Source organism: Aurantibacter crassamenti (assembly GCF_016811105.1).
Lineage (GTDB): Bacteria > Bacteroidota > Bacteroidia > Flavobacteriales > Flavobacteriaceae > Aurantibacter_A > Aurantibacter_A crassamenti.
In genome coordinates, this window is sequence record NZ_JAFBGM010000001.1 from 1,074,106 (window position 1) to 1,089,104 (window position 14,999).

Consider the following 14,999-nt stretch of genomic DNA (forward strand, 5'->3'; position numbering starts at 1 on the left):
TAAATTAAATATTAATCTAAATTATTCAATTATGAAAACAAGAATTATTCTAACATTTTTTGTTACCGGCTTATTGTCAAATTTAATAGCATGTAATGATCCTGAAGGTTGCGAGAGAAACCCGGAATTATGTTTGGCAACATGTGTTACCAACCCAGAAGTTTGTTTTGATATAGACGAAATTTATAATGAAGTTGAATCCGATTCAATTTTGGCAGTTTCTAAATTACCAGTTCGTAATAAGTGATTTTAAATAAAACGAACAGTCAATTGTTCTTAAAATTGATGTATTGGTAAAGTGTGAAGGTTTTGTTAAACCAACAATACAATATCTATTACCATTCATACAAATTAAGAGCATAAAAGAGCATCTTGTATTTACTTTGTGTCTGTATTGTTACAAGGTATTTTTAAATTCTTTCCCCCGAGTGTTAACCTTTTTTAATTGAGAACATTAATTCATAAATCATGGTGAAAATGAAGACTTTTTTTGTGTACGCCGTATTATCATCTATTGCGTTTTTAAGCTTTTTAACCTGCCTAAATTTGATTTTGAATTGAAATAAAACTAATAAATAACCTTAATTCTAAAGCTATGAAAACATCTGTTATACTTGTAATATTACTATTAAATACTACACTATTATTTGTTGAACCCTTAGCTAAAATTACAGCAGGCATAAATTCTTGGTTTTTTGCGAGTACTGAAGTTGTGCTACTTATTGGCTATGTTACACATAAAATGGTACGTGATTTAAAAAAGGCATTTGAAATTGACGCAATAGAGATTTTCAGATTTAAAAATTTTAATAATAATTAAACTCTAAGTCATGCTAGCAATACTACATAAAAAAGATAGATCGGAAATTCTTTTGGAAACTTTAAAACGTTTCGTAAAAAAAGGAAACTGGAGCAACGACCGCTTTGATAAGCTAAATGATTTATTGTTAGAAGTAGGTCAAGAATTACAAAATGGTACCATTCAAAATTCAGATATTTTAGAAATTAGCACCTGTTTTGATAAGAATTTTTTGGCAGAAACATTACAGGGCCATGGCCTTCGAAAACCGTATGGTTACCCTGGTGACTTTATGTTGCTTGATAAAATTTATACAGGTTACAAAACACGAAATACTAGGTATCGAATATGGGACGATTATTTTCAAAAGCAATCGGCACCATGTGCTGTTAGAAATCGAAAAGAATATTTTAAAAAGTTCATGACTAGTAAGAGTGCTGAAAATTCAAATCTAAAACTACTCAATGTTGTGAGCGGTCCGGGAAGGGAACTGTTAGAGATGTATATGAATCTTCCTAATGGCAAATCCGTTCAAACTACCTGTGTTGAAATTGATGATTACGCAATAGCCTATTCAAGAGGTTTGAATACAGATTATTTAGATTCTCTTGAATTTGTGCATAGCAATATTTTTAGATATGAAAATAGCCAGAAGTTTGATGTAATATGGACAGCCGGGCTTTTTGATTATATGAATGATCGTGCATTTTTACTTTTGCTAAGTCGATTCAAAAACTGGTTGTTGCCTGGTGGCGAAATAATCGTTGGGAATTTCAATCTTGATAATAATCCGAGTAGAAATTATATGGAAATTATGGGTGATTGGCATCTTATCCACAGAACAGAAAAGCAATTAAAAGAATTAGCCAAAGAAGCAGGTTTTTTAAATAGCCAAATAAAAGTTGGTCAGGAAAAACTAGCTGTAAATTTGTTTTTACATCTTAAAATTGAATAATATAACGGAACCATATACATGGTAAATTAGAAAAATTAATTGGTTCGTTCGCTAAGCCAAAAAGGAGGGTGTTTTACTTCTTTTTGGCTTTTTTAATGGCAATAAATTAAGGTCAATCTTTATTATCAGAATCATTTTTTTATATAGTGTTAACCTTTTTTCTTTTCTAACATGAAAGAGAAAATAAATACACATTATGATGAAACTACTACTCACTTTCGTCTTTTTAATAACTACCAATTTGATTATTGCGCAGACAATGGCAAAGAGTACAGCCAGTAATGGTGGTATTGAATTATCGAACAACAATTATACAATCAGTTTTACAATAGGCGAACCAATAGTAGGGTTTGTCAGCAAAAACGAATCAATAGATCAAGGTTTTTGGGCAGGCTCATTATTTGTTGAACCTATAACTGCTGTTGAAGAACTCGCCGGAATAGTGATTTATCCGAATCCTATGATAAATGAGCTAAATATTCAAACAAATAATAATGCTGTTTACGGCATAACAATGTTTGCTGTTAATGGTAAAATGGCACTCAAGAAAAAAGTAGAATCAACCCAAATTCAGCATAAAATTGATGTTAGCCATTTGGCTCAAGGCGTGTATATACTAAAGTTGACCATCGAAAACGAACTAGAAGAAAAATTATTTAAAGTCATAAAAAGATAACCGCCCAAATGAGTTCTTCTAAATACGGAAGTCAGAAGGGGTAAAAGCTAAGAATCATGAAACAAGTCTACACTTCAATTATTTTATTAATTACAATGCTTTTTGGTGCGATGGCTATCGGTCAAGAAGCCCAAAAGAAATTTATCAACTACCAGGGTGTTGCTCGAAATGCCGATGGCGCCTTAATGAGTGGTGAACCAATGATTATTGGGGTCAAGTTAAAATTTGGAGAAACGTCAGAGACCTCATATGAAGAGTCTCATAGTTTAACAACAGATGCTAATGGTGTTTTTAGTTTATTGATTGGTAATGGAAACACCCTCATCGGTAATTATAGTGATTTACCTTGGGGTGCATTTGCAACTTATGCAACTGTTTCTATTAACGGCAATGAAATTGGAACCACCGAATTGATGGCCGTACCACATGCGTTAAGTTCTGCTGATAATCAGTGGCATATTGCAGGTAATGATATAGAGAATAAAAATGAGGGTAATGTTTTTATAACGGGGTCGCTTTATGCCTCAAAAGATTTTTCATTATTAAATGGCGCAGCAATAAATGAGTTTTCTACAGATATTACTTTAGGTGGTAACAGTGATAATATTGTGCCTACTCAAAAAGCAATAAAAACATATGTTGATGGTAAACTTGGCGAAAGCGGAGGAGGTACCGATGACCAAAATGCAGCTGAGGTTGCCTATGATAATTCTACTTCAGGTTTGGCAGCAACTACAGCTCAAGCTGCAATTGATGAACTGTCAACAGGCGGTGTAATTGATGCTGATGCTGACCCAACAAATGAAATACAGGATATTAGTTTAAGTGGGACGGAATTAAGTTTAAGTAATGGATCTACAATTGATTTAGCACCAATTGTATCACCGGGCGGTACAGATAATCAAAATCTGATATTAACCGGTGATGTCTTGACTATTGAAAATGGTATTGGTTCTGTTGATTTGAGTGCATATGCAGGTGATGATGCAGATGCGGATCCGAATAACGAAATACAAGATATAAGCTTGAGTGGCACAGAATTGACGATAAGTGATGGCTCAACCATAGATTTAGCACCTATCGTTCCACCGGGTGGTACCGACAATCAGAATCTTGTGCTTACCGATGATGTTTTGACTATAGAAAATGGAACGGGAAGCGTTGATTTAAAAGATTATTTTAATAGAACAACCCGGCACGGACTGTTAGTGGGCGATGATGGTATTGTTGATGGTCTTGTTGGCACAGTAGACGGACAAGTAGCAAAATGGGATGCTGCCCTAGGTAATTGGGTTGCAGGTACAGATGAAACTGGTGGTGGGGGCGGTGCGCTTTGGAATGACAATGGTGGAGATATTTATTTTAATGGCGGTAATGTAGGAATAGGTACAGATAATCCAGATGTGAATTTGCATGTAAATAGTAATGGCCAAAATAATTTATTAAAACTAGAAAGTGCAGGCGCAAGAAATTGGTTAAGTTACTATACATCTGAAGGATATATTGGGTATTCTGGAGTTTACTCAGGAAATAAGGATATGGATTTTGGTACTGGCACTTCAAATAGTACTGGCAAAGTGCACCTGGTTACAGCAGCTACACCGAAATTAACTGTAGTGGCTAATGGTGATGTAGGCATTGGTACTGTAAATCCAAGTGCTAAATTAGATGTAAATGGTGATGTAAAAACTTCTGGAGAGCTACATAGTTCCAGTACTGGAAATGCTAATATGATTCCTTTGGCGTATGGTGTTATAAGAGCTTCAGGTGCCATTAGTAGTGGTAGCGGTAATTTTACGGTACAAGTATTTGGGAATGGGCAATATGCGTTAAGCATACCTGGGGAAAGTTTTGCAAATGCAACCACAGCGGTGGCTACAATACTTGGTGGAGAACCAGGCTTTATTACTTCTGGTATAAATAGCGGCTATATGGCAGTATTTACTTTTGACACTAATGCTGCACCATTAGGCAAACATTTTTCTTTTGTAATATATAAAGAGTAACAAGTAAAAGAGCAGCGCCTTTCTAAATAAGCTTGATTAAAAAAATAATAAAAAATAGAGGAGGCAAATAAAAATTGAAGCGGACAAACTTCATGCAAGTAGTGGTAAACAAATAAATTTTCTTAAATATTTAGTGTATTTAAGAACAATAATAAATGATTTAAGCCTTAAAATTACTTTTTAAGGTAAGGGCGCAGCACTAAAGAAAACATATAGGCAGCGATGTAAATCATTAAAATAACTAGATAATTGTCCATGTTTAGGTGTAATTTGATAAACTATATACGTATAAGTAACGAAAATAGTTTATCAAAATTACACTAAAACGGAAAAATGTGCTTTTTAACGATATTTTATGTTTTTAAGCTTCTCGTAATTGCGAGTTATTTTTCGATTGGGATTTCGAAAAATTACGGTAATACATTCTTCCAACAAAAAGTAATAATACATAAACGGTTAATAATAGATAAGGGGTCATATCGAATAGTATAAGAGGTTACAGATACACAACGGACGATTTCAGATGTATCTTATCTCGTTAGTATGTCGTATGTCGAAAACGGTCAATAAATTCGATAAAAGGTATTTTGATGTAAAAATCACTCGTTGAATTGCATATTTTTTTATTTTTTGAGGTAAATTACTATCAGAACCATTTATATCTGAATTACTTATTTAATAGAAGAAAAATGAAAACAAGAAAGTTTATCCTTGAAGAACATGATATTCCTGAGAATTGGTATAATATAGTTGCTGACATGCCCAACAAGCCATTACCTCCTTTAAATCCGGGTACGCTTGAACCAATAGGGCCAGAAGCATTAGCGCCATTGTTTCCTATGGCGTTAATTGAACAAGAAGTCAGTACTGAAAAGTGGATAACTATTCCAGATGAGGTTCGACATTTATATTCACTATGGCGACCCACTCCTTTGTATAGAGCTTATGGACTAGAAAAGGCGTTAGACACACCTGCTAAGATTTATTACAAATATGAAGGTGTAAGTCCGTCAGGTTCTCATAAACCGAATACAGCAGTTCCGCAAGCGTTTTACAGCAAGCAAGAAGGCGTAAAACGTATTACAACAGAAACTGGTGCTGGGCAATGGGGTAGTGCTTTGAGTTTTGCTTGTCAGCATTTTGGAATAGAATGCGATGTTTATATGGTGAAACTTTCATATCACCATAAACCATATCGAAAATCAATGATGAATGCATGGGGTGCAAATGTTTTTGCTTCTCCGACTAATTTAACTGAAGCAGGTAGAAAAATATTAGCTGAAAATCCTGATAGTCCTGGTTCATTAGGTATTGCTATATCAGAGGCTGTAGAAATGGCTGCACAAAGAGAAGATACGAAGTACGCTCTGGGCAGTGTTTTAAACCATGTAAAATTGCATCAGACCATTATTGGTCAAGAAGCAATAAAGCAAATGGAAAAGGCAGGCGATATGCCTGATATTGTAATTGCTCCTTTTGGTGGTGGTTCAAATTTTGCTGGCCTAGCGTTTCCGTTTTTGCGAATGAATTTAGAAGAAGGCAAAAACATTCGTTGTATTGCCAGTGAACCCACTTCGTGCCCAAAACTGACAAGAGGTGTATTTAGATATGATTTTGGCGATACAGGTGGCATGACACCTTTATTACCTATGTATACTTTAGGTCATGATTTTGTTCCGGCGCCTATACATGCAGGTGGATTACGCTATCATGGTGCAGGGGTAATTGTTAGTCAATTATTAAAGGATAAATTAATAGAAGCTGTAGCGCATGATAATTTAGAAGTTTTTGAAGCGGGGGTGCTTTTTGCTAGAACGGAAGGCATTATACCTGCCCCAGAAGCAACTCATGGTATCGCAACTGTCATTGCTGAAGCCAAAAAATGTAAAGAAGAAGGTGTTTCTAAAACAATTCTTTTCAACTTATGCGGTCATGGTAATTTTGATATGAAAGCATATGATGATTATTTTGATGGTAAAATTGTAAAACACGAATTATCACAAGAAGAAATTAATGCGTCAATCGCACGATTAAATACACCTGAAATTCCGAGTTAGAACAAGCGTAGTGTAAATAAAAAAGTATTAATAAAATTGTTCCCCGTATGATATAGTTCCCCTTAAGATAGTTCCCCGTGATATTAATTAAAACTTGATATGTATTATGGGGAATTATTTAAAAACATCAAAATATTTACTTGAACCTTATCAAGTAAATCAATCATTACCTGAATTAGAAAGGCTTTATGAGAGTTCTTATGCTGTTGCTGATTTTGGTAATATAAGTTATGGGGAACAGAAAAAATTCACTTTCTCAGTTCTAAATGAAAAAGAAGAAGTTACCGATGTTATTTTGTTTGGCACGAATAAGAACAAGATTGAGGTAATTAATCAATTATGTGATATTGATGATTCGGTGATAAACTTGTTCAGTAAAACTGTCTTCGTAAAATTTCATTTCAAAAGCAATACTCTAATATTAATTCAAAGGAGTTTAGTTCGTATACTACAGAAATGAATGATGATTATATTATTGATTTACCCCAAGATTTACCTTCATACCGTGCCGTTCTTGGTAAGAACATTAAGCGAAATATAAATAGTTCTATAAATAGGTTAAAAAGAGATTTCTCTGATTTTAATGTCAGTTTCTATGAGAAAGAAAATGTACCTGTAGAGATAATAGAAAAGGCTTTTGATTTGAATCAACAAAGAATGAAGAAAAAAGGTAAGGTCTCACTTTTGAATGCTGAAATGAATAGACGAATGATTGAACGTGTTAAAGCACATGGTTTTGTTTCTCGAATAATTGTAGAAAACAAGGTGGCTTCTGTTATTATTAATACAGTAGTAGGTACTCAATTGTATTTTCATATCATATCACATGACCCTGCATATGATTATTATCGCTTGGGTCAAGTAAACCTTTATTTGACCATCAAACATTTTCTTGAAAAAGGAGGTAAAAAGTTTCATCTTTTATGGGGAGAGTATGATTATAAGTATCAATTCAAAGGAGAGAAAAGTTTATTGTATTCTTATGATTTACTGAGAAAAGGAGAGAGTCTAAACTGGGAAAGAACCAAGCATAAAACCCGAAAAACTGTAGATTTTTTAAAAGGTGTTACGCCTAGAAAGGTTATTTCGTTTTCAAAGAAAAAATTAGCCAAAATAACGAAGGGATAAGAAAGGTTTATTTTTGTACTTTCTTTTTAAATTGTTCTTGTAGAGATGGGTCTATTTTTATTTTGTTGTTAGAGATTCGGTAAGAAACCGCAAAATTTATTACATAATCAGCAAAAGCAGCATCACCGTTTCTAGGTTCTCCTGTAAGTAATTCGGTCTGCCTGTCTGTAATGCTTTGAGGTCTATTTCTATGAAATGCTAAAGGGATGTTTAAATTTAATGATAAATTTCCTTTCATATATCCAATACCTGGGTCAATTGAAATTACGTTTCCTGGTCTTCTAAAGCCTTCATTACCTCCTATTAAATCTTTAACTGGAACACAGTCGAAACGAGACCCTAAAGAAGTTGATATCGTATTAGACAAACTATAACTTAATCCTAGTCGTACAGAATATTGGTCAGGTACGGCCATTATAGCCTCATTTTGTAGAATAGGGTTGAGCGTTTCTCGAAAGGTTCGAATGCCATTTGTTTCTCTTGGATTTATTAAGTAGAAACCACTACTATAGACAAATAAGTTGGAGACTATTTTATGGTAGAACTGTAAGTCTAAAGTTAGTCCAAAACCACCATCACCTGGTTGAATTGATTGGTCTACAGGCCGTACTTGTGGTTCTTCATTTGGGCCTACATTGTAGAATATATCCGAAGCATTAAAGTTACCTGTAGGTAATTTTACTCCTAATCCTAAAGCTAAATTCCCGTTAGGATGATTTTCCAAGTCTAACAACCAATAACCTACTCCCAAACGAACATCACCCAGTCCTCTAGAAAAAGTAGTATTACGTTCTTCTCTACCGTGCTCATAAAGCGAAGACCTTGTATTTATAACTGTAGGTATCGTCACACTAGTGTAAACCCTATTAGTAATACCATAAGTTATAAAATAATCCCAAGCGTGCGAATTATTGATTACTTCACTGTTGTTAGTAATTCTATCGGGTTCTTCTTCTGAACCTCTAAAATGTCGAAAAGACTTAAAATACCTGTAGTTCATACCAATTTGTATGTCCCCAGTATTTAAAAGATTATTTTCAAGACTATTGCCAACACATGATGAAAAATGTCGAATTGCAACACAGCCTTGAGCTGTGACTTGGTTTAAGAAAAATAATGCAAATAGAACTACTACTATTAAAAATTTGAATTTGGAGTGGAGCATATATCGGTATGATTTTGAGTTTCACAATACTATTCATTAACCAGACATAAAAATTATTTAATCCACGAATGATGGGCACTAACTGATGAAATCTAAATTTTGATTGATGGGTATTCTTTCTTACAGTACACTTTTTACTTCTTTTGCTTACGGTTCAAATAAAACCTAAATTGGTATATTTTTCTATTACTAGTTGTTGACCAATGAAATTTAGGTATTCCATAGTTAGTCGTTTCGCACTTTTCTTCACAGGTTTGCTCGTATTTTGCATTCTTTTGACTGGATATTTAGTATTTAGAAAAGCTTCTAGTGTCATTGTTTCTTATGCCCAAGACCGAGTCATGAATGCGTCTGAGCTTGCTGAACAGGCGTTTTTTGCTTTGTTAAGTGAAGTTTCTAACGATATGGGAATTTTAGCATCTAGTCCTACGCTAAAAAATTATATACATTCTCCTTCCGTAAAAACAATTGCAGACATCAATGAACTTTTTCGTAATACACTTGAAAATAAGAAGTCATATTTTCAGATACGATTGATAGGTGTTAAAAATAACGGTCAAGAAATTATCCGCTTCGATAAAAAAAATGGAGAAATATTCGAACCCAAAACATTACAACAGAAAGGAAATCTTGTTTATTTTAAGGAAACCATTAAAATAAACAAAGGTGAACTGTATTTCTCTAAGATAAATCTAAACGAAGAATATGGGGTTATTAGTAATCCACCAACTCCAACCTTAAGAACTGCAAGTCCTGTTTTTGATATCGATGGAAAGATTATGGGCATTTTAATTATCAATGTCGATTTAAGCTCACTATTTAATACGTTAGAGAAAATATCAGGAACAGAATCTCAACAATTACTTGTAGATGGTACAGGGCAATATTTATATGCACCAGAGACTAAAATACGATTTGGTCTACAGACCAAAACTGGACATAATTTTTTTAAGGATTTTACCATATCCAAAAAAAAAATATTTTCTTCAGAAAATTATTTTGGAGATATTAAAAACACAATTGGTAATGTCTATTTAAGTAATGTAAAACAATTAAAATATTTTCAAGGTAAAAGAAACATCTATTTAATTTCATTAATTGAGCAAAACGTACTACTACAAAGTGCCAAGGCCGTTCGTATCTATAGTTTGAAGACCTTATTTTTAGTCTGTATCTTTTCACTAATAGTTTCATATTTGTTTACAAATATTTTTTCAAAGAAAATTAAACAGGTAACTAAGGCCATTGATAATTATGACAAGGGGGGCTCTGAAGATATAGGGTTACCGGTAAATCGTAAAGATGAAATAGGAATTTTGGCAAATACATTTTCGAGAATGAAATCGAAAATTGATATGAATGTTTCGGCATTAAATACTGCTCTGCAGAAAGAACAATATGCTAAAAATCAACGAGAGGAGTTTTTACAGAACATGAGTCATGAAATGCGAACACCACTTAACACCATTTTAGGACTTACACAATTACTTAAAAAACAATCGCCCAAAGAACTTGAGTCGCCCATTATCAATTCGCTTGAAAGAAGTGCAAATAATTTAGCTGGATTAGTGTATGACGTATTGGATCATCAAAAGTTAGTAGAGGGTAAACTACAAATATCGTATCAATCTACTAATATAAAAGAACTTTTAAAAGATGTTCATGCTAGTTATGAATATGAGGCAATACAGAAAGGTCTGATCTTCAATCTTGAGGTAGATAAAGAAATTAGTGCAAAAAGTTACATGACAGATCCCTTAAGATTATCGCAAATTGTTACTAATCTGGTTGTAAATGCTATTAAATATACTAAAGTAGGTAGTATTAGTTTACAGGCTAAAATAGTTTTACATAAAACCGAAGCATTGCAGATTAAAGTAGTAGATACTGGTATTGGAGTACATTCAGATAACCTTGCAAGAATAAATGAAAGATTTTTTCGTGAAAAAGAAGACCTTTCTGGAAGATATGGAAGTTACGGATTAGGACTTTCGATAGTAAAACAATTAACAGAGTTATTTGGAGGAACCTTAAAAGCTTTAAGTAGAAAAAATGAAGGCTCTACTTTTGAAGTACTAATCCCTTTAATAATTTCTAAAGAATCAAAAGTCGATTTTAAAATTGCGAGCAAAACTTATTTTCCGCAATTGAAAACTGTGTATAGCGTTTTATACATTGAAGATGATTCATCAACCATTGATCTAATGAGTTACGTTTTAAATGATGATTGTATTTCATTAAATCACACAAATAATGTGGAAAAAGCTATACGTGTGGTAGAGAATGACCCTCCAGATCTTATAATAAGTGACTTAATGTTAGAAGGGGGGAGCATATTGCCTATACTTACTGAATTTATAGAGTTAAAGAAAATTAAATGTCCGCTTATTTTGGTTTCTGCATTAGAGTCAGAAATAATGGATCCAATTAGCACTATTCATTTTCAAAAACCTTTTGATATAGACGTTTTTAAAGATACGGTATATAGAATTTTGGGAAGTAATGAGTATAATGCTCCTGTATTTTCAATGATTTACAAAAATTATGATAAAAATCAAGATAAGATTGGTAAGGTGCTTTTATTACTTCAAGAAGAGTTCACTACATATCTTTATCGTATTAAGAATGCCATTTCGTCAAAAGATCAAAAAGAATGGGATGCTATCTTGCACAAGTTGATTGCGCATATCAAGATTATGAAATTGACAGAACTCGGGGAAATATTACCGAATAACATAAACGCTCTAAAAATTGAAGATCAGCAAGCAATAATCAATATTTTCTCATATTATCTTTGTTGTATTCGAAGTGAGAAATATTTCAATTCAACCGGTCAATCTTTTTAAACAGTTCATTTTCGTAACGCTGGCTTACAGGAATATGGTCTTTATCAATTTCAATTGAACGATTATTTATTACATCAACTTTGTTTAGGTTAACAATGTAAGAGCGATGAACTTTTTGAAAAAAACTAGGTAATTGAGGTTCAAGATCTTTCAATGTCATTAACGTAAGTAATTTTTTATATTCTGTTACAATTGCAATGTAATTGGCTTCAGATTTGAAATACTTTACCTCTTCAAATTTTATTTTTACCAACTTATTACCCTCTTTAACAAATAACCTAGATTCAAATTGAACACTTTTGGAAAGATAATTTTGGGCTTTTTGAATTCCTTTAAAAAATCGGGAAAAATCAATGGGTTTAACTAAGTAGTCTACCACTTGTTCATAATTATAAGAATCTGAAGCAAAATCGCTGTGAGAAGTCACCATAATTACAGCTGAATGTGTGGTAATAACGTTTAAAATATCTTTACCTGTGATGTCTGGAAGATCAAAATCAAGAAGCACAATATCATAACGAGCACTATTAATAAAGTTTACAGCTTCAAAACCAGACATAGCAATAGTAACGTTGTTCACTCCGTCGACTTTACTACAAAAGTGCTCCAACAAATCACAAATTAAAGGGTCATCATCTACAATAAGGCAATTCATCTTTTTATGTTCATTACAACTATAATTTATTTTTTACAATAAGGACATCTATTTAAAAATACCTTTAGAAAGTGTTTTAATGAGCACAATCTTTTGGTTAAGTTTTTATCTAAATTTATTGGTTCATCTAACAAAATAAACGTTTCATCAACCCATAAGATAATTTCATGTAATGCCTGACTTTATTATAGTATAAATGTATATCATTGAAAACTAAATTATAGTTGTAATGAAAATAAATATTATAGTATTGTTTTTTTGCTCATTATTTTATATTCTTCCTATATCGGCTAGGGAAGTTAATCGAAAACAATTAAATATAGCTACAAAAGTAGAGCCTAAAGGAAAAGATAACGTTGCTTATCAATGGGGCTATATTGCATTAGAGGCAACGGCTAATGATACCGATAGGTTTAAGCCTAGACCAACAATAACTTCGCGCTATCTAGCATTAATCTTCACGGCTATATTCGATGCCTGGACGCGATTTGATGAAAATGCCACTCCAGTTTATCTTAAAGAGGTCGAACGCCGCCCCAAAAGTGAAATGACATTAAAAAATAAGGAAATTGCTATTAGTTATGCTGCATACGGAGCATTGAGAGAATACTATTTTTCGGACAGCACAATGTTTAAGAATAAGATGTTAGCACTGGGTCTTGATCCAGATAATACTTCGATAAATCCTAACACACCAGAAGGTATCGGAAATTTGGCAGCACAATGGGTTATCAACATACGCAAAAATGATGGTTCAAATCAATATGGAGAGGTGCCTGGTTCTAATGGTCAGCCCTATTTTGATTATAGTGGCTATACACCAGTTAATGACGTTGATACCAATATCGATATCAATAGATGGCAGCCAAAATACTTTATCGACGAGAATGGTTCTAAATATGATCCTGGTTGTTTGACACCTTATTGGCAAGAAGTACAACCACTTTTTTTAGAATCTGCCAATCAGTTTAGACCCGGACCACCACCAATGATTGGTTCTGAACAATTGGAAAAAGAGGTGAAGCAAGTAATTGATTTACAAACCACTCTTACACCAGAAAATAAAGCTTTAGTAGAATTTATGAGAGACGGGCCGAAATCCGTACAGCAGGCCGGGCATTGGCTTAAATTTGCTCAAGACGTTTCATTAAGAGATGAACATACATTGGATCAAGACGTAAAAATGTATTTTTTAGTAGAATCCGTAGCAATGGATGGATTTATAGCATGTTGGGATTCTAAAATGTTTTATGATTTCGCGCGACCTTATGCTCTTGTTCATAAATATTATCAAGATCAGGTTATATATGCTTGGGGTGGCCCTGAAAGTGGAATGGTACAAATGAAAGGGGAAGAGTGGAGACCTTATTCTCCTGATTCTTTTTTATGTCCTCCATTTCCGAGTTATGTATCTGGTCATAGTACAATAAGTGGAGGCTGCGCCGAAGCCTTGAAATTGTTTACTGGTGCAGAAGAGTTTGGTGTAGAAGTAGAGCTAATTCCTGGCGCGCTTACAGAGCCTAAAAACTTAGGTAAACCAGTAGTGCTTAAGTTTCCTACATTTACTCAAACAGCTGAAATGGCAGGAATATCGAGAGTTATGGGTGGTTATCATATACAGGCTGATAATTTAGAAGGTTTAGAACTTGGCCGTAAAATAGCTCATCATAACTATAAAAAATATTTAAAACTATTGGGGGAAACCGGTAATTAAAATCATAATATTAATAAGGAAACAGCTTCTTATTGAAGCTGTTTCCTTATTAATAGAAATTTAAATTTATTTACATAAAAGCGTCTTCATGCTTATACGCATCAATAACTGCCTGTTCACCTTTTTTACCTTCTTTAGAGTTTCCATGCTCCATACCTAGAACACCATTGAAACCTTTTTCATGAATCCACTTGAAAACATTCTTGTAATTGATTTCACCCGTGGTAGGTTCTTTTCTACCTGGGTTATCGCCAATTTGTATGTATGCAACTTCGTCCCAAGTTAAATCCATATTATGAATTAAATGTCCCTCGGTTTTTTGCATATGATAGATGTCAAAAAGAATTTTGCATGATGGGCTGTCTACACCTTTGCAAATCATATACGTCTGATCCGAATTTTGTAAGTATAAATCAGGTGAATCTGAAAGCGGTTCAAGTACCATCACCAAACCGTGCGGTTCTAGTATTTCAGCTCCTCTTTTTAAAGCTTCAATTACATTACCATCTTGTACGCCAATAGGTAGTTTTCTTTCAAAACCTCCTGGCACAACAGTCATCCATTTAGCATTTACACGTTTGGCAGTTTCAACAGCTTTTTTGCATCCATCTAAAAAGATATCAATATATTCTTGTTTTCCGGCAGCAAGCGTATTTGCCATATTACCGCCTTTATCAATTACAAAAACACCCATTGTCATTCCGCGTTTTGCTAAAGTCTCACCCATTTTGGTTTGCATAGCAATATCGCGTTTCATCATTCCATTATCTTCAAAAGCAGTGAACCCTTGATCAGCCATGAAATTAATTTGATCAATAGGGTCTTCACCAGCTAGATTTTTAAACATGCCTAAATGTGGCGCATATTTTAAATTGAATTTGTGCGGAGCAATAGTTTCTGCGCTATGAGGATTTGCAAAAACTCCACTACTAACGGAAATAGCACCAGTAGTAAGTGCAGTTTTTTGAATAAAGCTTCTTCTTTTCATTTTTAGTTAG

At 33.5% G+C, this 14,999-nt stretch carries 13 protein-coding genes; 10 read left to right on the forward strand and 3 right to left on the reverse strand.

Translation table 11 applies throughout. The annotated features are described in order from the left end of the window. Positions 1 to 31: 31 nt before the first annotated feature. The 8 genes from JQC67_RS04465 to JQC67_RS04500 all read left to right on the forward strand — a co-directional run bounded on the left by JQC67_RS04465 (position 32) and on the right by JQC67_RS04500 (position 7,621). Complete coding sequence (locus tag JQC67_RS04465) at positions 32 to 247, forward strand: hypothetical protein (RefSeq protein WP_203251655.1); 216 nt, start codon at positions 32 to 34, stop codon at positions 245 to 247. Between the two features lie 348 nt (positions 248 to 595). Then, a complete protein-coding gene (locus JQC67_RS04470; protein ID WP_203251656.1) occupies positions 596 to 820 on the forward strand; it encodes a hypothetical protein in 225 nt (74 codons plus the stop codon). Positions 821 to 830: 10 nt separating this feature from the next. Beyond that, entirely contained in the window at positions 831 to 1,754 is a 924-nt protein-coding gene (locus tag JQC67_RS04475; RefSeq protein ID WP_203251657.1) for a class I SAM-dependent methyltransferase, read from the forward strand. Between the two features lie 196 nt (positions 1,755 to 1,950). Next, positions 1,951 to 2,430 (forward strand): T9SS type A sorting domain-containing protein, encoded by a 480-nt coding sequence (locus JQC67_RS04480; protein WP_203251658.1) that lies wholly within the window; start codon positions 1,951 to 1,953, stop codon positions 2,428 to 2,430. Positions 2,431 to 2,486: 56 nt separating this feature from the next. Further along, positions 2,487 to 4,436 carry an autotransporter outer membrane beta-barrel domain-containing protein gene (locus JQC67_RS04485; RefSeq protein WP_203251659.1) on the forward strand — a complete coding sequence of 650 codons (1,950 nt, stop codon included), beginning with the start codon at positions 2,487 to 2,489 and terminating at the stop codon, positions 4,434 to 4,436. A 689-nt stretch (positions 4,437 to 5,125) separates the two neighbouring features. Then, complete coding sequence (locus tag JQC67_RS04490; protein ID WP_203251660.1) at positions 5,126 to 6,493, forward strand: TrpB-like pyridoxal phosphate-dependent enzyme; 1,368 nt, start codon at positions 5,126 to 5,128, stop codon at positions 6,491 to 6,493. Between the two features lie 106 nt (positions 6,494 to 6,599). Further along, a complete protein-coding gene (locus JQC67_RS04495; RefSeq protein WP_203251661.1) occupies positions 6,600 to 6,953 on the forward strand; it encodes a hypothetical protein in 354 nt (117 codons plus the stop codon). Continuing rightward, entirely contained in the window at positions 6,950 to 7,621 is a 672-nt protein-coding gene (locus JQC67_RS04500) for a GNAT family N-acetyltransferase (protein ID WP_203251662.1), read from the forward strand. The genes JQC67_RS04495 and JQC67_RS04500 overlap by 4 nt, the downstream gene beginning before the upstream one ends. A gap of 7 nt (positions 7,622 to 7,628) precedes the next feature. On the opposite strand, the gene JQC67_RS04505 is transcribed toward JQC67_RS04500, so the two are convergent. Continuing rightward, complete coding sequence (locus JQC67_RS04505) at positions 7,629 to 8,786, reverse strand: hypothetical protein (RefSeq protein ID WP_203251663.1); 1,158 nt, start codon at positions 8,784 to 8,786, stop codon at positions 7,629 to 7,631. A gap of 203 nt (positions 8,787 to 8,989) precedes the next feature. On the opposite strand from JQC67_RS04505, the gene JQC67_RS04510 reads away from it, so the two are divergent. Then, positions 8,990 to 11,632, forward strand: coding sequence for an ATP-binding protein (locus JQC67_RS04510; RefSeq protein WP_203251664.1), 2,643 nt, complete (start codon positions 8,990 to 8,992; stop codon positions 11,630 to 11,632). Here JQC67_RS04510 and JQC67_RS04515 read toward each other — a convergent pair. Next, positions 11,607 to 12,287 carry a LytR/AlgR family response regulator transcription factor gene (locus JQC67_RS04515; protein WP_203251665.1) on the reverse strand — a complete coding sequence of 227 codons (681 nt, stop codon included), beginning with the start codon at positions 12,285 to 12,287 and terminating at the stop codon, positions 11,607 to 11,609. The genes JQC67_RS04510 and JQC67_RS04515 overlap by 26 nt on opposite strands. A 229-nt stretch (positions 12,288 to 12,516) precedes the next feature. On the opposite strand from JQC67_RS04515, the gene JQC67_RS04520 reads away from it, so the two are divergent. Then, positions 12,517 to 14,001: a vanadium-dependent haloperoxidase gene (locus JQC67_RS04520; RefSeq protein WP_203251666.1), complete on the forward strand. Its 1,485-nt coding sequence runs from the start codon at positions 12,517 to 12,519 to the stop codon at positions 13,999 to 14,001. A 70-nt stretch (positions 14,002 to 14,071) separates the two neighbouring features. On the opposite strand, the gene JQC67_RS04525 is transcribed toward JQC67_RS04520, so the two are convergent. Continuing rightward, on the reverse strand, positions 14,072 to 14,989 hold the full coding sequence (locus tag JQC67_RS04525) for a hydroxypyruvate isomerase family protein (RefSeq protein WP_203251667.1): 918 nt from the start codon (positions 14,987 to 14,989) through the stop codon (positions 14,072 to 14,074). Positions 14,990 to 14,999 lie beyond the last annotated feature (10 nt).